Source organism: Mammaliicoccus sp. N-M50, assembly GCF_022386995.1.
Taxonomy (GTDB): domain Bacteria; phylum Bacillota; class Bacilli; order Staphylococcales; family Staphylococcaceae; genus Mammaliicoccus; species Mammaliicoccus sciuri_A.
Window position 1 is genome coordinate 36,354 of sequence record NZ_JAJNJA010000003.1, and the last position, 26,700, is coordinate 63,053.

The 26,700-nt window shown below is 32.2% G+C and carries 29 protein-coding genes and 1 riboswitch; of the genes, 6 read left to right on the forward strand and 23 right to left on the reverse strand.

The features are described from left to right. Nucleotides 1–12 precede the first annotated feature (12 nt). The 5 genes from LQ622_RS05815 to LQ622_RS05835 form a co-directional block, all read right to left on the reverse strand. Nucleotides 13–834: a sulfite exporter TauE/SafE family protein gene (locus LQ622_RS05815; protein WP_126477217.1), complete on the reverse strand. Its 822-nt coding sequence runs from the start codon at nucleotides 832–834 to the stop codon at nucleotides 13–15. Between the two features lie 11 nt (nucleotides 835–845). Continuing rightward, on the reverse strand, nucleotides 846–1,694 hold the full coding sequence (locus tag LQ622_RS05820) for a DUF72 domain-containing protein (protein WP_204184888.1): 849 nt from the start codon (nucleotides 1,692–1,694) through the stop codon (nucleotides 846–848). Between the two features lie 380 nt (nucleotides 1,695–2,074). Beyond that, the gene (locus LQ622_RS05825; RefSeq protein WP_107572704.1) at nucleotides 2,075–2,437 is read right to left on the reverse strand and encodes a YxeA family protein; all 363 of its coding nucleotides are present in this window, start codon (nucleotides 2,435–2,437) and stop codon (nucleotides 2,075–2,077) included. Between the two features lie 324 nt (nucleotides 2,438–2,761). Next, on the reverse strand, nucleotides 2,762–4,015 hold the full coding sequence (locus tag LQ622_RS05830; protein ID WP_239774747.1) for an N-acetylmuramoyl-L-alanine amidase: 1,254 nt from the start codon (nucleotides 4,013–4,015) through the stop codon (nucleotides 2,762–2,764). Between the two features lie 20 nt (nucleotides 4,016–4,035). Next, nucleotides 4,036–4,356, reverse strand: coding sequence for a phage holin (locus LQ622_RS05835; protein WP_078099932.1), 321 nt, complete (start codon nucleotides 4,354–4,356; stop codon nucleotides 4,036–4,038). Between the two features lie 142 nt (nucleotides 4,357–4,498). On the opposite strand from LQ622_RS05835, the gene LQ622_RS05840 reads away from it, so the two are divergent. Both LQ622_RS05840 and LQ622_RS05845 read left to right on the forward strand, forming a co-directional pair. Continuing rightward, the gene (locus LQ622_RS05840; protein ID WP_025904388.1) at nucleotides 4,499–4,828 is read left to right on the forward strand and encodes a helix-turn-helix transcriptional regulator; all 330 of its coding nucleotides are present in this window, start codon (nucleotides 4,499–4,501) and stop codon (nucleotides 4,826–4,828) included. A 31-nt stretch (nucleotides 4,829–4,859) separates the two neighbouring features. Further along, nucleotides 4,860–5,324 carry a toxin gene (locus LQ622_RS05845; protein ID WP_204258312.1) on the forward strand — a complete coding sequence of 155 codons (465 nt, stop codon included), beginning with the start codon at nucleotides 4,860–4,862 and terminating at the stop codon, nucleotides 5,322–5,324. 54 nt (nucleotides 5,325–5,378) lie between these two features. Here LQ622_RS05845 and dgoD read toward each other — a convergent pair whose 3' ends face one another. From dgoD to LQ622_RS05870, 5 genes are read right to left on the reverse strand one after another with little or no spacing between them, the layout of a single operon-like run. Continuing rightward, nucleotides 5,379–6,527 (reverse strand): galactonate dehydratase, encoded by a 1,149-nt coding sequence (gene dgoD, locus LQ622_RS05850; RefSeq protein WP_239774748.1) that lies wholly within the window; start codon nucleotides 6,525–6,527, stop codon nucleotides 5,379–5,381. A 14-nt stretch (nucleotides 6,528–6,541) separates the two neighbouring features. After that, a complete protein-coding gene (locus LQ622_RS05855; protein WP_126476595.1) occupies nucleotides 6,542–7,168 on the reverse strand; it encodes a bifunctional 4-hydroxy-2-oxoglutarate aldolase/2-dehydro-3-deoxy-phosphogluconate aldolase in 627 nt (208 codons plus the stop codon). Between the two features lie 13 nt (nucleotides 7,169–7,181). Further along, nucleotides 7,182–8,135: a sugar kinase gene (locus tag LQ622_RS05860; RefSeq protein WP_159315259.1), complete on the reverse strand. Its 954-nt coding sequence runs from the start codon at nucleotides 8,133–8,135 to the stop codon at nucleotides 7,182–7,184. 21 nt (nucleotides 8,136–8,156) lie between these two features. After that, nucleotides 8,157–8,942: an SDR family NAD(P)-dependent oxidoreductase gene (locus tag LQ622_RS05865; protein WP_239774749.1), complete on the reverse strand. Its 786-nt coding sequence runs from the start codon at nucleotides 8,940–8,942 to the stop codon at nucleotides 8,157–8,159. 19 nt (nucleotides 8,943–8,961) lie between these two features. Beyond that, on the reverse strand, nucleotides 8,962–10,182 hold the full coding sequence (locus LQ622_RS05870) for an ROK family transcriptional regulator (RefSeq protein ID WP_239774750.1): 1,221 nt from the start codon (nucleotides 10,180–10,182) through the stop codon (nucleotides 8,962–8,964). 231 nt (nucleotides 10,183–10,413) lie between these two features. Here LQ622_RS05870 and glcP point away from each other — a divergent pair, with 231 nt between their 5' ends. Then, complete coding sequence (gene glcP, locus LQ622_RS05875; protein ID WP_126476598.1) at nucleotides 10,414–11,781, forward strand: glucose transporter GlcP; 1,368 nt, start codon at nucleotides 10,414–10,416, stop codon at nucleotides 11,779–11,781. A gap of 67 nt (nucleotides 11,782–11,848) precedes the next feature. Here the strand turns inward: glcP and LQ622_RS05880 are convergent, their stop codons facing one another. Continuing rightward, a complete protein-coding gene (locus tag LQ622_RS05880; protein ID WP_239774751.1) occupies nucleotides 11,849–12,148 on the reverse strand; it encodes a hypothetical protein in 300 nt (99 codons plus the stop codon). Nucleotides 12,149–12,215: 67 nt separating this feature from the next. Continuing rightward, nucleotides 12,216–12,824: a DUF3885 domain-containing protein gene (locus LQ622_RS05885; RefSeq protein ID WP_239774869.1), complete on the reverse strand. Its 609-nt coding sequence runs from the start codon at nucleotides 12,822–12,824 to the stop codon at nucleotides 12,216–12,218. 237 nt (nucleotides 12,825–13,061) lie between these two features. Here LQ622_RS05885 and LQ622_RS05890 point away from each other — a divergent pair, with 237 nt between their 5' ends. Continuing rightward, entirely contained in the window at nucleotides 13,062–13,571 is a 510-nt protein-coding gene (locus tag LQ622_RS05890; RefSeq protein WP_103361032.1) for a P-loop NTPase family protein, read from the forward strand. Nucleotides 13,572–13,652: 81 nt separating this feature from the next. On the opposite strand, the gene LQ622_RS05895 is transcribed toward LQ622_RS05890, so the two are convergent. Beyond that, nucleotides 13,653–14,546: a DMT family transporter gene (locus LQ622_RS05895; RefSeq protein ID WP_239774752.1), complete on the reverse strand. Its 894-nt coding sequence runs from the start codon at nucleotides 14,544–14,546 to the stop codon at nucleotides 13,653–13,655. A gap of 109 nt (nucleotides 14,547–14,655) precedes the next feature. Here LQ622_RS05895 and LQ622_RS05900 point away from each other — a divergent pair, with 109 nt between their 5' ends. After that, on the forward strand, nucleotides 14,656–16,065 hold the full coding sequence (locus LQ622_RS05900) for an aminotransferase-like domain-containing protein (protein ID WP_345773280.1): 1,410 nt from the start codon (nucleotides 14,656–14,658) through the stop codon (nucleotides 16,063–16,065). Between the two features lie 118 nt (nucleotides 16,066–16,183). Here the strand turns inward: LQ622_RS05900 and sufB are convergent, their stop codons facing one another. Genes sufB through sufC form a run of 5 tightly spaced genes read right to left on the reverse strand, consistent with a single transcriptional unit; the run spans nucleotide 16,184 to nucleotide 21,456 of the window. Continuing rightward, complete coding sequence (sufB, locus tag LQ622_RS05905) at nucleotides 16,184–17,581, reverse strand: Fe-S cluster assembly protein SufB (RefSeq protein ID WP_025904379.1); 1,398 nt, start codon at nucleotides 17,579–17,581, stop codon at nucleotides 16,184–16,186. A gap of 46 nt (nucleotides 17,582–17,627) precedes the next feature. After that, nucleotides 17,628–18,068, reverse strand: a complete 441-nt coding sequence (sufU, locus tag LQ622_RS05910; protein WP_025904378.1) for a Fe-S cluster assembly sulfur transfer protein SufU — start codon at nucleotides 18,066–18,068, stop codon at nucleotides 17,628–17,630. Further along, a complete protein-coding gene (locus tag LQ622_RS05915; protein ID WP_159315263.1) occupies nucleotides 18,058–19,299 on the reverse strand; it encodes a cysteine desulfurase in 1,242 nt (413 codons plus the stop codon). Before LQ622_RS05915 ends, sufU begins: the two co-directional genes overlap by 11 nt. 25 nt (nucleotides 19,300–19,324) lie before the next feature. Then, nucleotides 19,325–20,641 carry a Fe-S cluster assembly protein SufD gene (sufD, locus tag LQ622_RS05920; protein WP_239774754.1) on the reverse strand — a complete coding sequence of 439 codons (1,317 nt, stop codon included), beginning with the start codon at nucleotides 20,639–20,641 and terminating at the stop codon, nucleotides 19,325–19,327. Between the two features lie 35 nt (nucleotides 20,642–20,676). Then, complete coding sequence (gene sufC, locus LQ622_RS05925; RefSeq protein ID WP_025904375.1) at nucleotides 20,677–21,456, reverse strand: Fe-S cluster assembly ATPase SufC; 780 nt, start codon at nucleotides 21,454–21,456, stop codon at nucleotides 20,677–20,679. A gap of 339 nt (nucleotides 21,457–21,795) precedes the next feature. Between sufC and LQ622_RS05930 the strand changes: the two genes are divergently transcribed. Continuing rightward, nucleotides 21,796–22,029, forward strand: a complete 234-nt coding sequence (locus tag LQ622_RS05930) for a hypothetical protein (RefSeq protein ID WP_025904374.1) — start codon at nucleotides 21,796–21,798, stop codon at nucleotides 22,027–22,029. Nucleotides 22,030–22,254: 225 nt separating this feature from the next. Here the strand turns inward: LQ622_RS05930 and LQ622_RS05935 are convergent, their stop codons facing one another. From LQ622_RS05935 to LQ622_RS05955, 5 genes are all read right to left on the reverse strand, one after another. Then, nucleotides 22,255–22,860: a short chain dehydrogenase gene (locus LQ622_RS05935; RefSeq protein WP_107577680.1), complete on the reverse strand. Its 606-nt coding sequence runs from the start codon at nucleotides 22,858–22,860 to the stop codon at nucleotides 22,255–22,257. Nucleotides 22,861–22,983: 123 nt separating this feature from the next. Further along, the gene (locus tag LQ622_RS05940; protein ID WP_371683245.1) at nucleotides 22,984–23,808 is read right to left on the reverse strand and encodes an N-acyl homoserine lactonase family protein; all 825 of its coding nucleotides are present in this window, start codon (nucleotides 23,806–23,808) and stop codon (nucleotides 22,984–22,986) included. A gap of 161 nt (nucleotides 23,809–23,969) precedes the next feature. Continuing rightward, nucleotides 23,970–24,791, reverse strand: coding sequence for a MetQ/NlpA family ABC transporter substrate-binding protein (locus LQ622_RS05945; RefSeq protein WP_239774755.1), 822 nt, complete (start codon nucleotides 24,789–24,791; stop codon nucleotides 23,970–23,972). Nucleotides 24,792–24,803: 12 nt separating this feature from the next. Beyond that, on the reverse strand, nucleotides 24,804–25,499 hold the full coding sequence (locus LQ622_RS05950; protein ID WP_239774756.1) for a methionine ABC transporter permease: 696 nt from the start codon (nucleotides 25,497–25,499) through the stop codon (nucleotides 24,804–24,806). Further along, nucleotides 25,492–26,517 carry a methionine ABC transporter ATP-binding protein gene (locus LQ622_RS05955; protein WP_037588812.1) on the reverse strand — a complete coding sequence of 342 codons (1,026 nt, stop codon included), beginning with the start codon at nucleotides 26,515–26,517 and terminating at the stop codon, nucleotides 25,492–25,494. Before LQ622_RS05955 ends, LQ622_RS05950 begins: the two co-directional genes overlap by 8 nt. A 76-nt stretch (nucleotides 26,518–26,593) precedes the next feature. Further along, nucleotides 26,594–26,700, reverse strand: a riboswitch (SAM riboswitch).

A 26,700-nucleotide genomic window follows, 5' to 3' on the forward strand; every position in this document is an offset into this window, starting at 1 on the left:
AAATCCAACTCCTTATAAAACACTTTTTATAATCAAATATATACCTAAGATTAACATTGTAAATCTTAAAATTAAAACGACAGTGTCTGACTTCATTCTACTATTTATTCTTACACCAATTTTTGCACCAAAGTAACTTGAAATAATCAATACAATCGCATGTACCCAAAGTACATTACCTTGCACAATGTGGCTGACAGAACTTGATAAACTTGAGAAGAATATCATCATCATACTTGTACCAACAGCAACATGTGGTGGGAATCTAAATACAATAATCATCAATGGAGTCATCAGTGCACCACCACCGATACCGAATAAACCAGTCGTTATACCAACAATAAATGATGAAACAATAGCAACAAACGGTGGTACACCGTATTTATGATGTTCGCCATATCTATCTGTAAAAGATTTTAAATACTTTTCTTGTTGGAAATACTTTATTGGTTTCACACGATTACGTATCATTAATACGATAGAAATAAAGATTAAGAAAATACCAAAGTACAAATTAAATGAATCTAAAGTAAAATACTTACTTAAATATGCACCGAGTAAAGCACCCGGAATGATACCAACTAAGAATATCAATCCATTTTTTACATCAACTTGCTTCGTTTTCAAATAACCTAATGTTGCTGTTAAACCCGTTGTAATTAAAATAACGGATGATGTACCAATCGCTCTTTGTGGTGTCATACCAGACAATAATTGATGGTCTATACCGAAATATACGAGTGACGGAACAATAATAATTCCGCCACCAATTCCAACTAACGCCCCTAATATTGCAGACGATACACCTATAATAATTAACACTAAATATGCCATACCTGTCACCTCTAAAATAATTTAAGTTGCTTAGGCGCTAAACCTTCGTATTCTATATCTAATAACTTTTGGTAAGTTTTGGCATTTTGTGCAGCATGTCCACCAGAATTATTATTAAATACTACATAAACATCTTTCGCTTTATGCTCTAGAATTTTAACTTTATCAGCTAACTCTTTAAGTTCTGCTTCATTATAATTATATAAATATCTGACATCACGCCACTCTTGATCTGTCATATCTTTCTTCGTCCATCCGTTTACATTTCGACCATGATAACGGACGAAAGCAACATCATGCGTAATACGATTAACAAGTGGTATAGACCCTTCTCCACTCTGCGGTTCATCACAAACACTGTGAATAAATTTCATTTCGGTTAAAAATTCCAACGTATACTCTTTAACATCTTCTTTAAACCAAGTACGATTACGGAATTCGATACAAACATCAAAATCTTTTAATTGCTCACGTACATAACGTAAATAATTAATATTTTGAGGCTGTAAATCAAACCAAGGTGGAAACTGTACGAGAATCATCGCTAACTTTCCTGATGCTTTCAACGGTGCCATCGAATCTTTAAATAAATTAAATAATGTCATTTTGTCCTCAGCAAAATCAGTTACCTCAGCATGACCTGTTAACGCCTGATGAATCTTAACAACAAACTTAAAATTATTAGGCGTTTCCCGAATCCATTTTTCAATATTTCGTTGCGGTTGAATCGCATAATAAGTTGCATCTAATTCCACAATAGGAAAATGAGCAGCATATGCTTTTAACTTATCTTTTTTATTAGACAGGTCCTCATATAAAGAATCATGATCTCCCCATCCAGTTAGGCCAATTTTTATCATATCTCATCACCATACTCATCATACCACACAGAGTATTTATAGTTCAGTTTGTTTGATTAAAATTATGTAAAACTATGAATGAGCAGTAAAGAATCGTATGTCGCTCGTTACACTTCTTATACAATTTGTAATTATAGGCCGTCTTAGTTACACTTCCTCCAATTTTTGTTACTATGGGCTGCCTTAGTTACACTTCCTCCAACTTTTGTTACTATAGCCTGCCTTAGTTACACTTCCACAGACTTTTGTTACTAAATCCACCATTCTTTTCAACTCGTAAAAAATAACGGCTATGACAATCAATAATGTCCTAGCCGTTTTAAATATTGTATTCCAAAAATATTATTTAGTAACTTGTTATCTTAAAGCATTTACATGATTTATTGTTTAGTCACCTTTTCATACTCTGATTTACTGATATATTCTATAAAATAAACCCACTTACCTTTGTGATCAATTTTTACGTATTTTTCAGAAGGACTATATCCTTTAAAGTCCAATAAGTAGTTATTTTTATGACCATTTTCATCATAAGATTCTATATCTTTATAATCTTGGATATCTATTATTTCTTGTTTACTTAGATGTTCTGCATCATTAGTACTTGGGACTACAGCATAACTCCAACCTCTTTTAACTAATGGATTAATTACATCTATTTTTTCATCAATATTTTTCATCGTAAATAAAATTATACAAATGACCATAATGCTTGCTATTAATGTATAAATTAATTTTTTCATTATTGAGTCTCACCTCTTCTTGCATCTTTCAACAAACAATATTTATACCAGTAATAAGTATCTCGATAGAGCGTAATTTGAATGAAATAATTAAATTCAGGACGTCTTAAGAATAATATATTTAATTCATAATATTCTGTCAATTACTTTTTATACAGTTTTTTACAATTAAAACCCTCGCTATTTGTTTGTTGATAGCGAGGGTTTTGTGGTATATTTAATTTATTCGGATACCTTACATAATGTTATTTAATGATGGCCGTCATTGTATAATTTTTATGGTTAAGGTATTTTTTTCTGCGTTTTTGTTCATTATTTTGTCTCCTATTTTAATTTCAATACTTGTCCGATTTGTATGACATCTGATGTTAATCCGTTCAATTTCTTTAATGTTGCTACGGTAACGCCTGTTTTTTGACTGATACTCCACAGTGTATCTCCTGCTACGACTGTATATGTTGTTGGCTTCATATTGAGGGCACCGCCGTTAATGGCTTCTGCTACTGATTTTGTATATGCATTTAAATTATTTTTAATGTAATTCATATCTTTTGTTGAGGTAATAAATCCTAACTCTACTAATCGATAATTGATATATTCTGCTTTAGCAACGTTACAATGTAATAGGTCACTTCTTTCTGTAATGCCTCTAACAGTACCTACATGTTTTTTCACGGCTGCTTGTAATGCTGTATCAATACTGTCTGCTGCTAATCCACTTGGAATAATAACATGACCTCCTGTAGCTGATGCGGCTGCTGAATCTAAATGTAATTCTACTACAATTTCATAACCTTGTGATTTAACCCAATATAATCCGTAATCTGTTTTATTTCCAACTTGTTCGCCGTATGCTGTATCTTGATACATATCTTGGTCTTTACCATATATTCCAACTGTATGACCTGCTTGTTTTAAATAATTTGCTACTCTGTCTACGATATTCGCTCTAATAAAATCTCTTTCGTTTGTTCCATTTCCTACTGCGCCTGGATCATTATATCCATGCCCTGCTACAATCATAATTTTTCTACTCATTTTAACGGCTCCTTTATTGTTAGATTGATCTAATTTTTGATTAAGTTTGGATATGTCATATTTTTCAATTGGCATACCACTGCACACTCTTGTTACTTCTTTAGAAATGTCTTCACCTTTTTGACGTAATTGGATATGCAAATGTTCACTCATCGGATTATTGTTATAATTACTATTGCCTTGTAATCCAATAATGTCACCTTGAATGACTTTATCACCTTTAGAAAATTGCAATGTGTCTCTTTGCATATGTCCGTAAATCCAATCATTGCCATTATTATCTCTAATTTCAATTGTGCCTCCGAAATTACCAAATGGTTCACTTAATATAACTGTTCCACTTGTAACTGCTGGAATTTGATTCGTTTCATTACTATAGACATCAAAAGCTCTATGATAACCATTACAATAGGCATCATAATTTATGCCATCCTCTGTGTAATTTCTATATCCATAGTTTTTCGGATATTGATCGTACGTTCTTGGGTCTGATGAAATTTCCCATCCTTTTTTAGTTAAATATGTTATAGCTGTTAACATTCAATCATCCTTTCTTATTTTTATTTTTTACCAGATTCTTTTAAGAACTTTTCTTGTTCACGTGATTGATTTGTAAAAATGAATGTGTTTTTCCAAATACCATAAAGCACAAATACAATAGGTATCCCTGTGTTTAATACATTCATCCATGCATTTAACTTTTGAGGGTTCAACCATTCTACCGAAATACCAGATGCATTCAATGCTAAATATAGTGCACCTAAGAACCCACCTATCATTGCGATAAATTGTTTAACTTTGTCTGGATCAATTGGGATTCTGTTATCTTCTTCGGAATAATTCAAATTTACTTTATCTGTTTTGAAGTTCATTTTAACCATGTGTATCACCTCCTTGGTTACACTATAATATAACTTTTGGTTGACGTCAATAACTTTTAGTTATATTTTTCTGCAAAATTATTGATAAAATATAACTATAGGTTATAATAAGAGTATCAATCATATAAGGAGCGGGAAACTTATGGTGTCTCAAAATAAACTCTCTGAACAAATAAGTTTATTAAGAACAAAAAATGGATGGACGCAACAAAAATTAGCAGATGCGTTACAAGTTTCAAAACAATCCATTTCATATTGGGAAACAGGAAGAAAAGCACCAAAGATGAAGAAAATAGAAGAAATGGCAAAGTTATTTGACGTGAGTGTCAGTTACATTTTAGACGGGGAAGCTAAACAAACTTATAACTCTACTGCAGAAACGATTGCCGCACATTTAGATGGAGAATTAACAGAAGAAGAATTGAAGAAAGTATTAGAATATGTTGATTTTCTAAAGCATCAAAACAAATGATTTATTAAACGGATAATATGGTGGGGATAATTTGAATAGATATGAAAAAACACTTATCAATAATGAACACATCGTGATTAAAGAAACAAGTAACCTTCCGAATCAACTGAAAGGTTTATATGTAGATGGATTAATTTTATTGAAAGATGATTTATCTAACAAAGAAAAGTTAGAAGTGCTAGGAGAAGAGTTAGCCCATCATGATATATCTTATGGAGATATTCTCGATACAAGTGAATTATTGAAATGGAAATTTGAGCATAAAGCAAGAAGATTAGGATTTGAAAAAATTATACCTTTAAAAAGTATTGTGCAAGCATATCAATCAGGTGTCCATAATAAATTTGAACTGAGTAATTATTTAGACGTATCTGAAGGTTATATAGATGAAGCTTTAGAACATTACAAACAAAAATATGGATTAAGCACATGGTATGATCATTATTTAATAAAGTTCAACCCCCTTCAAGTTTATGAATATAGAGAAATCAATTAAAGGCTGAGACGTCATTGTCTCAGCCTTTAATCATGTTATAAACATACGTTATATTTACCATTCTGCAATGCTTCCATCTTTATGTCTCCAAATTGGGTTATGCCAATCATGCCCGACTTCCGCCATTTTTCTGACATGTGCTTCATCAATTTCTACACCAAGGCCAGGCTTTTTAGGAATATCTACATATCCATCTTTAAATTCAAATACTTCTTTGTTTGTAATATAGTCTAGAATATCACTGTCTTTATTGTAATGAATGCCTAAGCTTTGTTCTTGAATAAAAGCATTGTGACAAGTTGCATCTACTTGTAGACATGATGCTAAAGCGATAGGTCCAAGTGGACAATGAGGTGCAGCACCTATATCATAAGCTTCTGCCATAGAAATAATTTTTTTACATTCTGTTATACCACCAGCATGTGATAAATCAGGTTGAATGATATCGACAAATCCACTTTCTAAAATAGGTTTGAAATCCCATCTAGAAAATAATCTTTCCCCAAGTGCTATAGGGATAGTAGTCGTTTGACTAATTTCTCTAACCGCTTCTATATTTTCACTTAACACAGGTTCTTCTATAAACATTGGATTGTATGGCTCTAATTCTTTCGCTAAGACTTTAGCCATTGGTTTATGAACACGCCCGTGAAAATCAATTCCAATACCTAAGTGATTGCCAGCTGCTTCTCTAATGCCAGCTACACGTTGAACAACACTTTCTATCTTGTCATAACTATCTATATATTGTAATTCTTCAGTTGCATTCATTTTGATTGCTTCAAAACCATTTTCAAAAGCTTTTTTAGCAGCGTTCGCAGTATCTTGAGGTCTGTCACCACCAATCCATGAATATACTTTCATAGATTCTCTACATGCCCCTCCTAATAATTCATGAACAGGCGCGTTATAATATTTACCTTTAATATCCCACAATGCTTGGTCTATACCTGAAATGGCACTCATTAAAATTGGACCACCTCTATAAAAGCTACTTCTATACATCATATTCCAGTGATCTTCGATATTTAAAGGATCCTTGCCAATCAACTGTTGCATAAATTCATCAACCGCTGCACCAACAGTTTGAGCTTTACCTTCAATTACAGGTTCACCCCATCCAACGATACCTTCATCCGTCGTAATTTTTAGAAACAACCAACGCGGTGGTACTTGAAACAACTCATAGTCTACAATCTTCATGTTAGCACTCCTCTTTAATGTACTTTGTTATAAAATGCTTGTGCTTTTTGTTCTAGTTCTTCAAAATATGCTTTATTCGTTTCTACTTTCGTATTAACTAAAGCACTTCCTAAACCGACACCAACTGCTCCCGCTTCAATAAAGTCAGTAACATTGTCTATACTCACACCACCTGTTGGTAAAAGTGGAATATGCGGTAATGGACCTTGTAAATCTTTAATATATTCAGGACCTAAACTTGTTGTTGGAAAGACTTTAATAATATCTCCACCGTATTCATAAGCTTCTAAAATTTCCGTTGGTGATAAAGCACCTGGTATACTTACGGCACCGTATTTTTTACTCATGCGAATCGTATCTTTATCTACCGTTGGCGATAATATAAACGTTGCACCACTTAAAATAGCTAACCTTGCTGATTCTGCATCTAAGACTGTACCTGCTCCGACTACAACTTTATCCTTCATTTCATTAGAAATCAGTTCAATAGATTCTAACGCTTTAGGTGAATTCATCGTAACCTCAATCGCTCGAATACCTGCTTTATATAACGTTTCTACGATTGGTAAAATATCATTGGGTTTTGCATTTCGTAAAATTGCGATTAATTTAGTTTCTTTGATTGTTTGTAATGTATCTATTTTAGACGCCTCCTTATCTAATTACATCATCTACATGACCTGTATGCTTCATCTGTTCAATTTCTTCTTTAGTTGGTAAGCCTTCAACATCACCTTTAACCGTTGTCACAAGTGCACCAGCATTACAAGCCTGTTCAGTCGCTTCATGAATGGATAATCCTTCGATAATACCTGCAATTAAACCTGCCGCAAAGCCATCTCCAGCACCAACAGGATCAACCACTTCTATTTCTTTTGAAGCTTTTGCATAACCTGAAATGTCGTTATGTACATAGTAAGCACCTTTACTTCCTAATTTAACAACTACTGTTGATGCACCTAAATTAATAATTTCTTGAGCGATTTCTTCTTCAGATTGTGTATTGAATAAAAATGCCCCTTCACTCGTTCCTGGCAACACAATATCACTTAAAGCTATTAATTGTTTTAATGTCTCTTTCGCTTCATCTTCAGACCATAATTTGAGTCTTAAGTTTGGATCGAAAACAATTTGTAATCCTAATGATTTTGCTGTCGAAATGAGTTTAAATATTGTTTGTTTACAAGATGCACTTAAAGCAGGCGTAATACCTGTGACATATAAATATTTAAATTGAGCGACATAACTTTCATCTATATTTGCTTCAGACATTAGACTAGCTGCTGAACCTTTTCTATAATAATGGACGCGTGTTTGATCTTGTCGAAATTTCTCTTTAAGAAAAATGCCAGTTGGCGCCTCAGATATTAATTTTACAGAATCTACATTAATACCTTCACCACGAACAAAATTTAAAATCTTCTGTCCTAATTCATCATTTCCTAATTGACTGATCCAGCCAGTTTTAACACCAAGCTTTTCTAACCCAATAAGCGTATTTGTTTCAGCCCCGGCTATATGCGTTGAAAAGTCTTGAGCATAACGCATTGGTCCTACTTCTTTAGGTGCAAACACAACCATCGTTTCTCCAATAGACAATACATCCATCTTCATGACCCTCCTTATAACTTAATAACCGTCTGCGTTGTATAAACGTGCAGATAAACCACCATCAATGACTAAGTGTTCACCTGTCATCATTTCAGAATCATCAGATGCTAAATATTGCGCTAATTTACCAATATCTTCTGGTTCATTAATTCTTGATGTCGCGTGTAAATCTAAGACACCTTGTCTCACTTCATCTTCGTTTTCCATTGAATCAAACCAATTTTTTAAATGTGATGTGTTCGTAAATCCAGGACATATCGCATTAACACGAATATTGTATTTACCTAAACTTAATGCCATACCTCTTGTCATCGCATTAACGCCACCTTTAGCTGCAGCATACATATCAGTATCTGGTAAAGTCGCGATTGAGTGGTTTGAAGAAATGTTGATAATTGAACCGCCACCTTGTTTCTTCATTTCAGGGATGACATGTTTAGAACATAAAAATGTGCCTCTCAAATCAATATTGATAATAGAATCCCAATCTTCAACTGTTGCTTCTTCAATTGATTTAAACACTGTGATACCTGCATTATTAACGAGTGTGTTGATTTTCCCATAATGATTCACTGTTTCGTTAACCATATTAATAATACTTTCTTCTTTAGATACATCTGTTTCAACAAAGTATGCGTCGCCACCGTTATCGATTATTTCTGTTACTGTTTCTTTACCAAACTCAGGATCAATTGTAGCAACGACAATCTTTGCACCTTTACTGCCAAGTTGTTTTGCAATACCTTTACCGATTCCTTTTCCTGCGCCAGTTACAATAATGACTTGTTCATTTAATTCACTCATTTATAATTCCTCCTTATATTCATTTATTTGGTTTTGGTAATGAGAATATTTCTTCTACAATTAAAGATGCTGCGCCAATCGTGTATAAATCGTCCCCTAAAGCAGAAGTTACGATTGGAGTCTCTTTCGCATCTTCCCCCATTACTTTTAACCGAATGATTGCTTTAATTTCTGGTAGTAAGAGATGACTAATTTTTGTTAAACTACCACCTAATACAATAAATTTTGGTCCAAATAAATTGATTAATATTGCAAATCCTAAACCAAGGTTCCTACCAACTTCTTTAGCAATTTGGACACATAATTCATCGCCTTGATTCACTGCCTCATAAAAATCTTCAATACTTAAATCATCAATTTCAGAATGTATATTTAATATTTGACTTTTACGACCAATTTTTAATTGACGCTTAATCATTTTTAAAATTGCTGTTTCTGAAGTCAATGTTTCTAAACAGCCATAATTACCGCAAGAACATAATGGACCATCTGGATCTATCGTGACATGTCCAATTTGACCTGTAATATGATGATTGCCTCTTAAAATCGATCCATTATTGATAATACTGGCACCCACACCATAATCCACGATGACCGATATAAAGTTTGTTTCTTCTTTGCCTTGACCAAACCACATTTCTGCAAGTGCTGCACTATTACAATCATTATCAATTAAGACCATCAAGTCTGTTTCAGATTCTAATATCGATTTAATTTCGATATTTCTCCATCCTAAGTTTGGCGCAAAGATATTTGTACCATTTTGAGTATCGACCAATCCGTGCATGCCTACTCCAATACCTAGCACTTCAATTTGCTGTGCTGAATATTCTTCTGCAATTAAACGAATTTCTTGTCCTAAATAAACAATCATGTCATTCGGATCTTTTTGTAAATCCATTTCTATTTGTTTCTCAAATAGGATTTCCGCTCTTAAATTGCTGACAATAATACTCGTTCTATATGCACCAATTTCTAAACCAATCATCACTTTTTTCTCTTTATTAATATCAAGTGGTATCGGTTGTCTGCCTCTAACTTTTCTTTCCATTGCCTTCTCTTCTATCCATTGTTCATCAATTAATATTGAAACAATTTCTGAAACTGAAGGTCTTGATAAGTCAATTTTATTCGCAATTTCTACTCTAGAGATTGGTCCATACTTTTGAATCGTCCTTAATACAAGTTGCTTATTATAATCTTTCATTAAATTAATATTGATCCGAGATGATTGCTTCACGACACCCCTCCTTAACTTTAAGTAAATTAAAATAACTAAATAGAATATATTTATTCATATATTACTTGATTTTCTATTTGAAAAGGCTTACATTAATAATTAAATCAGATTCAAAGTGTAATTACAACTTTTTTAGTTATCTTAAATAATTAAATACCATCAACGAGCTTCAACCTTTTATTTTAACTAAAGTTTCTGATGGCGTTATTCAAATTACATGGGGGTAATAAAATGGAAGCAAGCAATTATCGAACGAAGTTAATTTTCTTCCTAGGTGCTTTAGGTGGATTGCTTTACGGATATGACACGGGTGTTATATCTGGCGCGTTGCTTTTTATAAAAAATGATATACCACTCACAAGTTTCACTGAAGGTTTAGTCGTGAGTTCAATGTTAGTCGGTGCAATATTTGGCTCAGGATTCAGTGGACCACTATCGGATAAACTCGGTCGAAGAAAGCTCGTATTTGTTATTGCGATCGTCTTTATCGTCGGTGCATTAATTCTATCATTAGCACAATCAATGATTATCCTAGTTATAGGTAGATTTATAATCGGGTTAGCAGTCGGCGGCTCTACAGCGATCGTGCCAGTCTATTTATCAGAAATGGCACCTACTGACACGAGAGGTTCTTTAAGTTCATTAAACCAACTGATGATCACAATAGGTATTCTTGCTTCATATTTAGTCAACTATGCGTTCGCAGATATGGAAGCTTGGAGATGGATGGTTGGATTAGCAGTTGTACCTTCTGTCATCTTAATGATCGGTGTTTACTTTATGCCAGAGAGCCCTAGATGGTTACTTGAACATAAAAGTGAAAAAGCCGCTAGAAAAGTTATGGCAATTACAAGAAAACAATCAGAAATTGATAAAGAAATTGATGAAATGAAAGAAATCATTCATATATCAGAAAGTACATGGACAGTCTTAAAATCCGTTTGGCTAAGACCCGTACTTGTTATAGGCTGTATATTTGCACTACTCCAACAAATCATAGGCATTAATGCCATCATTTACTATGCACCAACAATCTTTAGTAAAGCAGGTTTAGGAGATGCAACAGCTATTCTTGGAACAGTCGGCATCGGATCAGTCAATGTAATTGTAACGATATTTGCAATATATATAATGGATAAAATTGACCGTAAAAAACTACTCATTACAGGTAATATCGGGATGGTTTGTTCATTACTTATTATGGCAACACTCGTATGGACAATCGGATTACATTCAACAGTCGGCGCATGGATTATTGTCGCATGTTTAACATTATTCATTGTCTTCTTCGCATTCACTTGGGGACCAATCTTATGGATCATGTTACCAGAACTATTCCCAATGAGAGCAAGAGGTGCAGCAACAGGTATCGCGACATTATCATTATCAATAGGTAGTTTATTAGTCGCACAATTCTTCCCACTACTCACATCAGTAATGGGAATCGAACAAGTATTTCTAATCTTTGCAGTCATCGGTATACTTGCAATGATATTTGTCATTAAATACTTACCAGAAACAAGAGGCAGAAGCCTTGAAGAAATCGAAGTAGACTTAAGAAATAGAACATCATCCGTTACATTATCTAAAATAGATTAAGAAATAGAAAAACCCTGTAGAAATTCTACGGGGCTTTCTTTATATGGTAGTATTATAAATCCAAAATTCACTTCTTTTCTATTATCATAAATAAGACATAAAACAATAAGAGAACTGAAATACCTAATATTATAAAAAAGATTGATAATATAAAATTAAAATCATAAACTAAATCTCCAGCAACAATTAACACTGTTCCTAAAAATAAACAAGTAGCAAATATGTATGAAATTTTAGCTATATTTCTTGGCTTTACTTTATCATGTTCTATAGAAGCAATAATATTTATATTTTTAGATATTGCAACATATATAGAAATGGTTAAAGAAATTACTAATATACATATATCTATTATGATATTAAACACGGTCTACCTCCAAGCATTAATTATTATTGATTACTTTTGAAATAAAGACACCTTATTATATGATAAATTAAATTTCATCATTATCAATATCCAATATTAAATGACTATACTTCTTAGAATATAATAGATAATCTTCACTTTTATAAAAAGCTAACCAAAGACCTCTATCATCATATAAATGATATATTAAGTTTTTAGTATTATTGATTATATATATTTCTGAATAATTATAGTCCTGATTAATATTTGGAACTAATCCTTTAAAATCTTGATTGGAAATAGCCTTTAATAGCTTTTTATACTTTATATCTTTCCTTGAACAATTATATGAAAACTCCTCACACATAATATTATCATTATTCATTTTTATGTATTCTTTAAAATAAGACAATTCATCTATAGTTAACGAAGTGAATTTTTTTATAATATTCGTTTTTTTGTATGGCTTATTATAAACATATACAACATGAACTAAATTTATAGAATCTGAAGGTGAAAATAATTCTTCAAAAATGTTTATTGCATTTTTATATACAGTTAAAAAATAATCATTGTTAATAGTGACGCCATCTTCTAAAAATTGATACTTATCATCACTTAAATTTAAATGAATAGCCTTTTGTAAATCTCCAAAATTTAATAATTTAATGTCCGCGCTATCTGTGTCAAAATACATAATATTCATCACCTAACTTCCTATAACTTTTTAAATAAATATCCAATTATTAAGGAATTACTACTCAATAAACAAATATAAATACCTTTAATAATCGAATATTACTAATTCATATCATTCATTAAATTACAAATAATGTCAATATTCGTTTTGTATTTTTTAATATGAACAAATAGGCTATGATATAATAATAAATTATAAAACGAATATAGAATTTCTGTTTGGATGTGAGATCATATGAAGAAAGTTGTTATACTTGGTTCAAGTGGTTCCGGAAAATCATATCTATCTAAAAAACTATCTAGAGAATTAAGTATTGAAGTGTATCATTTAGATAATTTAATGAGAAAATCAGACTGGAAACCTGTTAGTTATAAACAAAAGTGTGATATACAAAAGAAAATACTTAGTAATGACACTTGGATCATAGAAGGTAATTACACTAACATTCTAGATGAAAGATTATTAGAAGCTGATACTATCATCTTTTTAAATATTAATAAGTATAAATGTATTTTTAATGTAATTAAAAGAACATTTATCTATAGAAATAAAGATAGACCAGATAAGCCATACAATGCAATTGATAAATTAAACTTACATCTATTGATATGGACGTGGAATTTTGATAAAAATGAAAAACCTGTCATTATAAAAAAAGTAAATAAGTTTAGTAAAACAAAACGCATAATCATATTAAATACTATTAAAAACATTAATAATTACTTTAATAATGTTACAAAATAGATAAACAGCTATAAGATTTGATTTAATAATAATTTCAAAAAACTCTCTCTTAAATGAATTACCATTTAAATGAGAGTTTTTTTAATTTCTTTCTTTTACTGATGTTAGAGTTACTCCAATAATAGTTATAATACCGCCAATTATAGCTAATTGTGATGGTATCTCTTGTAGTATCAAATAAGATAATATTAATGAAATAACTGGTGTTAAATAAAGAGATATTGTGGCTTCAGATGTACCAATTTTCTGTATTGTATAAGCTAAAGCAATATATGGAATCACACTAGGAAATATACCTAGATATATGACAGCTAAAATAGAAATATTACTTGCTGAATGTAATTCATTAATTGCATCAGGTAGAAATATAATTGTAAATATCGTACCAGAGATAATCGTATAAATTGTAAAAGGAATAAAACCATATTTATTCAAAAACTTATTTTGAAAAACGAAGTAAATGCTCTCACCTAACGAGGCAATCAAAACTAAAATAACTCCAAACCCCATTACTTTATTATTGCCATTACTTAAGCTTAATAATCCAACTCCCAAAAAAGCAATACATGAACCATACCATGATTTTTTTGTAAATCTTTCTTTTAAAAAATACTTTGCAAGTATAGCTGAGAAAATTGGAGTAGTTGAAACCAATAAACTTGCTACGCCAGCACTAATATAATATTCACCAAAACTTAATGCCACATGATAGATAGTAAATCCACTAAATCCAAGCAACATTATTAATGGGATATCCTTTTTTTCAGGAAGTGGGTATTTTTTTATAACTGCTAGTACTATCAACACTATTGAGGCAATAAATAATCTTATCGCAGATAAATTCTCAGCTTTAAAATCTACAAGAGCAATTTTAATCATTGGAAATGCAGAAGCCCATAAAATAATGGTTAATGAAAAAGCGAATAATATGTATGGATCATATCTTGCATAACTATTCTTTTTGATTAAACTCATTTTATCCACTCTTTTCTTCATAAGATATTCTTATATTAAGGAAAATAATGTAAAATAAGTACAACCAATTATATTTATAATCATACAACCAATTTTTGTGAGGTGATTTATCATTAAATATAAAGAAATAGCTTCATATATACGGGATAAAATAATGCATGGTGAATGGTTTTATGGAATGCGTATTCCTTCCCAAAGAGTTTTAGCAAAACAATTTAATGTGAATAGAGTAACTGTTATCAGAAGTATAGAGTTATTAGAAGCAGAAGGCTTTGTTTATACTATGATTGGAAGTGGTACTTACGTAAATAACTATTTGGATGAAGGTTACATTTCAACCAAATGGACAGAAATGATGAAGTGGTCTTATAGTAGTAGGAGTGATTATACAGTTCAATTAATTAATAAATTTGAAACTGATTTAAATTACATTCATATTAGTAAAGGTGAGTTATCTGAAGATCTACTACCTCATTTATATTTAAAAAATGCTTTAAACGAAGTTTCAAAATACATAGGTAATTTATCTTTTGGTTACAATAACGGATTTGGATATAACAAATTACGTAAATTAATAGCAAATAGATTACAACATGAAGGTATAAATGTTACCCCAAATAATATCCTGATAACTTCAGGGGCACTTCATGCAATTCATCTATTAACAACTGGTTTTTTAAGTCAAAACGCATTAGTATTTTCATTTACTCCTTCATACATTGATTCAACTCATATCTTTAACACGTCTAATTTAAAACAAATAAAGATTCCATATAGCAATAATCAACAATTTAATAAGACAATTCAAAAATATCATCACTATAAAGACAAAGTAATATACGTAGAATCTACATTTAACAATCCTACTGGTCAGTCTTTATCATCTCAAAGTAAAGAAAACATCATTAAGTTAAGTAGCCGCCACAATATACCTGTAATTGAGGATGATATCTATAGAGATTTATGGTTTGAAGAAAAGCCCTCTCCCCCGTTAAAATCATTTGATAATATTGGTAAGGTTTTTTATATAAGTAGTTTTTCAAAAACTCTTGCGCCAGCATTAAGAATTGGTTGGATTGCCGCTTCAGAAAAAGTTATAGAACAATTAGCCGATATCAGAATGCAAAGTGATTATGGTTCTAGTATATTATCACAAGCAGTTGTATATGAAATGCTTAAAAGCGGTGACTATGATATTCATTTAACAAGACTAAGAAAAATTTTAAAAGATAAACAAAACTTTATGCTAACAATATTAGATAAACTATTCTCTACAATAGCTACATGGCATATACCATTAGGAGGATTTTTTATATGGATAAAGTTTAAAGATGGTGTAAATACGAAAAAATTATTTTTAGACTTACTTCATAAAGAAAAAATTTTGTTGAACCCAGGATTTATATATGGTGGCGAAGAAAATACTATTCGATTATCTTATTCATATGAAACTGCAGATAATATAGAGTTCGCACTTCATAAAATTCATGAGTACGTAAAACATTGTATAGATAATTAACCAAATAAAAAAGCACGATAGATTACACAAATTTGACAACATTTATAAAGTAAATGGTATCGAATTGGTATCAATCGTGCTTTGTTTATCTACAATAGTATTGGAATAAGGTTAAAACTTATCCAATTGAACCTTCCATTTCGAATTTGATTAGACGGTTCATTTCTACTGCGTATTCCATTGGTAATTCTTTTGTAAATGGTTCGATGAAGCCCATTACGATCATTTCAGTTGCTTCTTCTTCTGAAATACCACGGCTCATTAGGTAGAATAATTGTTCTTCAGATACTTTAGAAACTTTCGCTTCGTGTTCTAATGAAATGTTATCGTTCATGATTTCATTGTAAGGAATTGTATCTGATGTAGATTCGTTATCCATAATTAATGTGTCACATTCAATGTTTGAACGTGCGCCAGTTGCTTTGCGTCCGAAGTGTACTTGACCACGGTAAACAACTTTACCACCATTTTTAGAAATTGATTTAGAAACAATTGTTGATGACGTATTAGGTGCTTTATGAATCATTTTTGCACCAGCGTCTTGAACTTGTCCTTTACCTGCAAGCGCGATTGATAAAGTCATACCTCTAGCGCCTTCTTCAAGTAAGAAACAAGATGGATATTTCATTGTTAATTTAGATCCTAAGTTACCATCAATCCATTCCATCGTACCATTTTCATATACAAAAGTACGTTTTGTAACTAAGTTATAAACATTGTTAGCCCAGTTTTGGATTGTTGTATAACGGCAGTATGCATCTTTCTTAACGATAATTTCAACTACAGCTGAGTGTAATGAATTAGTCGTATAAACAGGTGCTGTACAACCTTCTACATAGTGTACTGAAGAACCTTCATCAGCAATAATTAATGTTCTTTCAAATTGACCCATGTTTTCAGAGTTAATTCTGAAGTAAGCTTGAAGTGGTGTTTCTAATTTTACGCCTTTTGGTACGTAAATGAATGATCCACCAGACCAAACTGCTGAGTTTAATGCTGAGAATTTATTATCTGCAGCTGGAATAACACTTGCGAAATATTCTTTGAATAATTCTTCGTTTTCACGTAATGCTGAATCAGTGTCTTTGAAGATAATACCTTGTTCTTCTAAGTCTTGTTCCATGTTGTGGTAAACAACTTCTGATTCATATTGCGCAGATACACCTGCAAGATATTTTTGTTCTGCTTCAGGAATACCTAATTTATCGAAAGTATTTTTGATTTCTTCTGGTACTTCATCCCATGAACGCTCTGAACGTTCTGATGGTTTAACGTAGTATGTGATTTCATCAAAGTTTAACTCTGTTAAATCGCCACCCCACATTGGCATTGGCATTTTGTAAAATTGTTTTAATGATTTCAAACGAAAATCAAGCATCCATTGTGGTTCGTCTTTCATTTCAGATATTTTTTTAACGATTTCTTCTGTTAAACCTCTACCTGAACGGAAAATAGAAACGTCTTCATCATGGAAGCCATATTTATAATCTCCAACTTCTGGTGATTTTTTAGCCATTTTCTTCACTCCTCTTTTATAATAGCGTTCGCCCATTTTTCAAAAGTTACGCGTTATTTTGCTCTTTTGTTCCTTTTTCAAATGCTTTCCATGCTAAAGTAGCGCATTTGATTCTTGCTGGGAATTTAGATACACCTGATAGTGCTTCTATATCGCCCATTTCTTCTGTAATATCGTAGGATTCACCAAGCATCATGTTTGAGAATTCTTGACTCATTTCTAATGCTTCTTCGATTGTATGACCTTTAACCGCTTCAGTCATCATAGATGCGCTAGACATTGAAATAGAGCAACCTTCACCTTCAAACTTAGCATCTTTAATAACATTATCTTCTACATCTAATGTTAAGCGGATGCGATCTCCACATGTAGGATTGTTCATATCTATTGTTAGAGAGCCATCTTCAAGAACGCCTTTATTACGAGGATTCTTATAATGGTCCATAATGACAGAACGGTATAGTTGATCTAAATTGTTAAAATTCATAAGAGAAAAACTCCTTCGCGCCATTTAGTGCCTGAATGAGTTGGTCAACATCTTCAGTAGTATTATAAATATAGAAACTTGCTCTTGCTGTTGACGATTGGTTTAACCATTTCATTAATGGTTGTGCACAATGGTGACCTGCTCTTACAGCTACGCCTTCAGAATCTAATGCTGTTGCTAAGTCATGTGGGTGAACACCTTCTACATTAAATGTAATTAATCCAGCTCTTTTATCAGGAGTAGGTCCATATATTTCAAGTCCATCAATTTTAGACATTTCATTGTAAGCATAATTCACAAGATCATACTCATGTTGATGAATGTTATCTAAACCGATAGCATCAATATATTTAATCGCTTCAGCTAAAGCAATTGCTTCAGCAATAAGCGGTGTACCAGCTTCGAATTTCGTTGGTAAGTCAGTCCATGTTGCATCTTCTAATCCAACAAAATCAATCATATCTCCACCAAATTCGATTGGTTCCATCTTATCTAATAAATCACGTTTACCATATAAGACACCTATGCCAGTAGGGCCTAACATTTTATGACCACTAAAGCTAAAGAAGTCTACATCTAAATCTTGAACATCCACTTTCATATGTGGTGCTGACTGTGCACCATCTACTGCAATAACAGCATTATGACGATGTGCGACTTCTGCAATATATTTAACATCATTGATTGTACCTAATACGTTAGACACATGAGCGACTGCGACAATTTTAGTTTGATCATTGATCGTACTTTCAATTGCCTCTCTTTCGAGTTCGCCACTTTCTGACATTGGAATAAATTTAAGTTTAGCACCTGTTCTTTTAGCAAGCTGTTGCCATGGCACAATATTCGCATGATGTTCCATTTGTGTGACAACAATTTCATCACCTTCAGAAACATTTGCATCACCGTAACTATGCGCCACTAAGTTGATTGCTGTTGTAGTTCCTCTTGTGAACACAACTTCTTCAAAATATTGTGCATTTATAAACCTTCTAACAGTTTCTCGTGCTTTTTCATAAGCATCCGTAGCAAGTGTACCTAGTGTATGCACACCTCGGTGAACATTAGAGTTATAACGGTTGTAGTAATCTACAATGCTATCAGTGACTTGAGTAGGTGTTTGACTTGTGGCTGATGAATCTAAATACACGAGTCTACTACCGTTAACTTGTTGTTCTAATATCGGGAAATCTTTTATAATTTTTTCTACATTAAATGTTGATTCGGCCACATTATCAGACCTTTCTGTGCCTTTTTTATATTTGTGTTGTTACTTTTAATTCAATAACTTCACGTAATTGACGTTTAACGTCTTCGATTGGCAATGCAGATACAACTGGATCAAGGAAACCGTGAATAACTAAACGTTCTGCTTCTTCACGAGAAATACCTCTACTCATTAAGTAATAAAGTTGAGTTGGATCTACTCTACCTACTGAAGCTGCGTGTCCTGCTGTTACATCATCTTCATCAATTAATAAGATTGGGTTTGCATCTCCACGTGCTTTTTCAGATAACATAAGAACACGAGATTCTTGTTGAGCATCTGCTTTAGTACCACCGTGTTTGATGTAACCAATACCATTAAAGATTGAAGAAGAACTATCTTTCATAACACCATGTTTCAATATGTGACCATTAGATTCTTTACCATATTGAATGATTTGTGTTGTGAAGTTTTGTTTTTGTTCTCCGCGACCAACTACGACTGTTTTTAAGTTACAGTTTGAACGGTCACCCATTAAATAAGTCGTGTTGTCGTTAATTGTACTACCGTCATTCATTAAACCTAAAGCCCAATCGATTGTCGCATCAGCTGCTGCTGTACCACGACGGATAATGTGACCAGTAAAGCCTTTATCCATAAAATCAACTGTACCGTAAGTAATGTTTGAGTTTGCACCAGCAATTACTTCAGAAACGATGTTTAATTGACCTTCGTTTGAAGATACTGTAGATAAATAGTTTTCAACGTATGTTAATTCTGCACTTTCTTCAGTTACGATAATCGCATGGTTGAAGAAACTTGCATCGCTATCATCATGTAATACAACGTATTGAACAGGGTCTTCTACAACAACATTTTTAGGTACGTATACAAATACACCACCGTTAACTAATGCTGCGTGTAAAGCTGTTAATCTATGTTCATCAACTTTAACTGCGTCTGTCATGAAGTATTTTTGTACTAAATCACTATTTTCAATTAAAGCTGTTTTTAAATCTTTAATTACAACGCCTTGTTCGACTAATTTTTCATCTACTTTAGTAAAAGCAGGTGTATTATTATGTTGAACAATTAAGTTTGTAGCATTTTCAGTATCGATAATTTTACGAACTGATTCTGGTAAATTGTCGATAGTATCAAATGTTTCACTTGTAACAGCATGTTTTTTGAATGAATCAAAATCCCATCTGTCAATTTTTGTTTTGTCTGGTTTAGGCATTTCTAATGTATCTAATTTTTGAAAACTTTCTTTTCTTAAATCAGTCATCCATTGTGGTTCATTTTGAGATGCTGAATAATTAACTAAGTCTTCAACGTTAATATTTAACTTTGTTTCAGTTGCCATTTATACTCCTCCTACTTGACTATCATGATCATATATTATTCAGCGTTAATTGTTTCGTCTTTAATGTTAAGTTCTTCTTTAATCCACTCGTAACCTTCTGCTTCAAGACGTTTTGCTAATTCTTCGCCACCTGATTTAACAACTCTACCTTGCATCATAACGTGTACAAAGTCAGGTGTAATATAGTTTAATAATCTTTGATAGTGAGTAATAATTAAACAACCAAAGTCTTCTCCACGCATTTTGTTAATACCTTTTGATACAACTTTTAATGCGTCAATATCTAAACCTGAGTCAATTTCATCTAAAATTGCAAATTTAGGTTCTAACATCATTAATTGAAGAATTTCGTTACGTTTCTTCTCACCGCCAGAGAAACCTTCGTTTAGGTATCTTTGAGCCATATCTTGGTCCATTTCTAATAGATCCATTTGTTTATCTAATTTCTTAATGAATTGCATTAAGTTAATTTCGTCGCCTTCTTCACGTTTAGCGTTAATTGCAGAACGTAAGAAATCAGCATTTGTTACACCAGAAATTTCTGATGGGTATTGCATAGCTAGGAATAAACCAGCTTGCGCACGCTCGTCAACTTCCATTTCTAATACATTTTCACCATCAAGAAGTACTTCACCTTGTGTTACTTCATAACTAGGATGGCCCATGATTGCAGATGATAAAGTTGATTTACCAGTACCGTTAGGTCCCATGATTGCGTGGATTTCACCTTGTTTAATAGTTAAATCTACACCTTTAAGAATTTTCTTACCTTCGATTTCTACGTGTAAATCTTTGATTTCTAATATTGATGCCATATTATTTTTCCCTCCAGAGAATTTATTCACATTTAAAAAAGATAACCCTACATTATCTTTTCTAGTTTATAATAATTTTAATGTAACGTCAAAGTTTGCTGTGAATCTTTACCCTTAATATTATAACGTAGTTACACGGGCAAATAAACATTTTCGCTTTATTTATATAGAAGAAACTGCTCATATAAACTATTTTTCTGAAATGTTTTTCAAATGATAATCATTTCAATTAATTCTCAATTTATAAATATTCTATTTCAACGTCTTCCGAATGCCTTTCTATCCAATATATACTATAATGATGATAAATAAATATGCAGTTTATGAAAGGAAAATTACATGAAACGCTATGAACAATTTGCATTCGTTATAAGTGCAATATGTGCATTTATACTTTTATTAAATTTAGTCAATGTTATTAATTTGAGTAGTCTCTTAAACACATTATTAACAGCTGCTACAATTGTTACAATCGCTACATTCAACGTTAGAAATTACAGATTTGTCGGTATCATTTTATATGCCATCGCCGTATTTATGCTCATCATTTATTTCTTTAACGGATATATTTAAGAATTGATTATCGCACGATATCTCTCAGTCTTCGTGCGTTATACCCTAATTTTGTACCCTAGCGCACGATATCTCTCAGTCTTCGTGCGTTATGCCCTATTTTTGTACCCTAGCGCACGATATCTACCAGTCTTCGTGCATCTTAAACATATTTTCATCCTTACTAAAACAAAAAGCAGTCGACTCTCCGTTTACGTCGGGAGATCGACTGCTTTTTATTAAATATTATTCATAAACTCGGTATGTTTGACCGGAATGAATACCTTCTACACTTTTCAAGTATGCTTTAGCGGCTTTTTTAGCTGGGACTGCTTGATAACCTTTAAAGAAATCACCATAATCTTCGAGTGCTTCTTCAATTACATTTGGACTTACATTATTAATTCTTAAATCACGTTTTAATTCATATGCAGCTGATTTCACAAATGCTTGAATACCGCCACCAGCCATAGCTGATGATACGCCACCTTTAATTGGTTCGTCCATAATAACACCAGTTGTTAATGTGAAACTTCCGCCATCATTAATATAATGTTGTCCGATTAGTACTAAGTTGATTTGTCCAAGTAATTTACTCGTAACAGCAACTTCATTTGATTCAGGTGTTAAGTCAGATAAATCATCAAAATTCGCTGCACCTGCAGTAGAAACAACTGCATCCACATTTTGAATTTGTTCAAACATTAATTTAATATCTTCTACATTTGACATATCCATTTGATAGTCACCTGAGTTACGTCCAACTTTCACAACTTCATGTCCATTTGATGTAAGTTCTTCTGCCACTGCTGAACCAATAGTACCATTAGCACCAACTAATATAATCTTCATAATTTACCACCTTTTCATTTAATTAAATAAATTTTAACTATAAATGAAAGCACACACAAACATAATGCCCAAAGATGAGTAATAATACAAAAAACATCTAACCTTATGTCTAGATGTAATGTCTTATAAAATTATAGTTTGTGGTTCAGTATTATCATCATGATTGGCTATTGCTTTTATACAGTTTTTATCTTCTGAAATATACTTAACCCAATTTAAAGATTCTTGAGCATCTTTTCTATTTACTAAAACTCCGGGTAAAATATTTCTTTCCCATGATCTATTTGCATATCCAACATCAGATGCTAAAAGTACAAATTTATCTTGTCCCTCTTTTTTCACCAACGTTGCACATAACCCTTTACTATGTCCAGGACACCATACCATTTGCAATGTGCCATCTCCAAATAAATCAAATGAATATCCTTTAGGACCTATATTTGTGTAACTTAATTTAAAAGTAGATAAATCTACATCTTTCCATTCATGAGGAAGGTAATGCATTTTATCCGATTTAATCGCTTCATATTCAGGTTCACTCAGCAATATTTTTTTAGCATTTTTTACATGTCTTAAACCATCCGCATGATCGCAATGCATGTGACTCATGAGCACATAATCAATATCATCAATTTCATAACCTAAGTTTCTTAATTGTTCATGAACAGCTTGACCTTCTGGAAGAGAAGCTTTATTTACAGGATACTGAAATAAAAGATTTTTCTTTTGATTAACTCTATTGTCAGTATGCCAACCTGTATCAATTAAAACTAACCCTTTAGGATGTTCAATTAAATAAACAGATACTGGTAAAGAAATTTGGTGTCTTTTATTCCTAAATAAACCAGTCCAAGCAATAGGATTTCTACTAGAAGTACTAAAAGGTAAAGCTTCATCTACAATAACAGTTCCAGTGTGTAGAACATGAATTTTTATATCATTTACCAATTTCATCACCTCACGTTTATATATATCAAATATATCACATTATATAATTAAAGTTGGGCTTACACCTAATACCATGTAGTTACTATAAGTAATTTTTCTCAAAAACTTTTTCTACTCACAAAAAAACATCTAACCATATGGCTAGATGTTTTTTAAATTTCTTACTTAGCTGCGATTACAGCTCCGTCGTATTTCTTGTTGATGAAGTCTTTAATTTCTTTAGATTGTAAGACTTTCATTAAAGCTTTAATTTGTTTGTCATCTTTATGACCTTTTTGAACTGCAATTAGGTTTGCGTATGGTGAATCTTTTCCTTCTACTGCAATTGAATCTTTAAGTGGATTTAAGCCTTGTTCGATTGCAAAGTTAGAGTTGATTATTGTAGCGTCTCCTTCATCTGCTTGATAAGATTTAGGTAAAAATTCTGCTGATTGTTTATTGTTGAATTTAATATTTTTCTTGTTTTCTACGATGTCATCAAATGTTGCGTCAACTGGTTTAACACCGTCTTTGATTTTGATTAATCCTTCTTTAACGAAGAATGAGATGAATCTACCTTCTTCTGCTGGATTGTTTGATACATAAACTGTTGCATTTTTAGGTAAGTCAGATAATTTTTTATATTTCTTAGAGTAAACTGCCATTGGCTCTAAATGTACGTTACCTGCTGATTCAATTTTATATCCTTTTTCTTTTGATTCAGTTTTTAAGTATTGTGTATGTTGGAAGAAGTTTGCATCAAGTTCACCTTTGTCTAATAATTTGTTAGGTGTTGTGTAATCATTGATTGTCTTGATTTCTAAGTCATAACCTTCTTTTTTAAGAAGTGGTTTAGCTTCTTCTAAAATTTCAGCATGAGGTGCTGGTGATGCACCAATTTTAATTGTTTCGTTCTTTTCTTTCTTGTCGCCACTACCGCCACCACAAGCTACTAGCACGACTGTTAAAATCGAAATAAATAATAACCCAAATACTTTTTTCATTAAAAACACTCCTTAACGTTTATCAATTCTTTTTACAATTAAATCTCCAATAAATTGGATAACAAAAACAATAATTAAAATAAAGATTGTTGAAATTAAAATGACGTCATTTTGATTTCGTGTAAATCCAGTTAGGTAAGCTAAGTTACCTAAACCACCTGCACCAATTACACCGGCTATAGCAGTTGATCCAACTAAAGCAATAGCTGTAACTGTGATTCCCGATACTAAAGCAGGTAATGATTCTTTTATTAATACTTTTCGAACGACTGTCCAAGTAGTAGCACCCATTGAAACTGCCGCTTCAATAACACCTTTATCAATTTCTTTCATGCCGATTTCAACAAGTCGTGCATAAAATGGTGATGCACCAATAATCAATGCTGGTAAAGCGCCTTTAGGTCCACTAATTGTACCTAGTAAGATGTCCGTAAAAGGTAGTAATAATAATATTAAAATGATAAATGGAATAGCTCTAAATAGGTTCACGACAAATGAAACGATTGAATAGAACACACGTGAACTTTTAGATGTTCCTCTTGATGTTAAAAATAGTAAAGTTCCTAAGATTAATCCAAATACTAAAGTAAATACTGTAGAAATAATCGTCATATATAACGTTTCATACAATGCTTCCCATACATCATCCCATCGTACGTTAGGCATCGTGACCATTTCTGTAATGATATCTCCAAATGATTTATTCACCTACGTTCACCTCTACTTTCACGCCTAGATTATTCAATTCTTGCTTAATTGCTTCCTTAGAATAATCTCCTTGAGGTAAATGAACGATCATATGTCCAAAAGTACCGTTTTGAGTTAATTTAACGTCACCTTCGATAACGTTAATATCGATATTATAAGTTTTTATAATTTTCGCTAATACTGGATCAGAACTTGTTCCACCAACGAAGTTTAACTTCCAAATTTCACCATTTGGTTGTTCTTTCTTAAAGTCTTGTAAAGTTCTTTGTAAATCATCTGCTTTAAGATCATCTTTAACAAATCGTTGTGTAACATATGTTTGAGGGTTATTAAATACGTTAATAACTTCACCCTCTTCAACAAACTTACCGTTCTCCATGACTGCTACATGATCACAAATTTTTCTAATGACATGCATTTCATGTGTAATCAGTATGATTGTTAAATCCAGTTCTTTATTAATATCTACTAATAAATCTAATATTTCATCAGTAGTTTGTGGATCGAGTGCACTTGTTGCTTCGTCACATAATAAGACATGTGGATCATTAGCTAGTGCACGGGCAATACCTACTCTTTGTTTTTGCCCTCCTGATAGTTGTGAAGGATAGGCATTTTCGCGTCCTTCTAAACCAACTCTTTTAATGAGTGCTTTAGTTCTCTCATTAATTTCACTTTTAGATACACCAGCGATTTCTAATGGAAATGCGATGTTATCTTTAACTGTTCTAGACCAAAGTAAGTTGAAATGTTGGAAAATCATGCTTACTTTTTGTCTTTTTAATCTAAGGTCTTGTTTCGATAATTGTCCAATGTTTGCACCGTCAACAATTACCTCTCCCTCAGTAGGTGTTTCTAGGCCGTTAAACATACGTATAAGTGTACTTTTACCTGCACCAGAAAATCCAATTACACCATATATACTTCCTTTATCTATTTTTAAGTCAACATGGTCAACAGCTGTTATGTCACCTTTTTTTGTTTTGAAAGTTTTAACAACTTTATTTAACTCGATCAAATCTGTTGCCTCCTAATCTCTAAATTAAAAACGCCTCACTCTTAAAATAAGAGAAAGGCGTCAAAAATTTGTCTTTCTCTCATCTCCAAAAGTTAACACTTTTTGTGAATTGGCACCATTTCATATTTATATGACGGTTGCCGGGCTTCAAAGGGCACATCCCTCCACCACTCTTGATAAGAG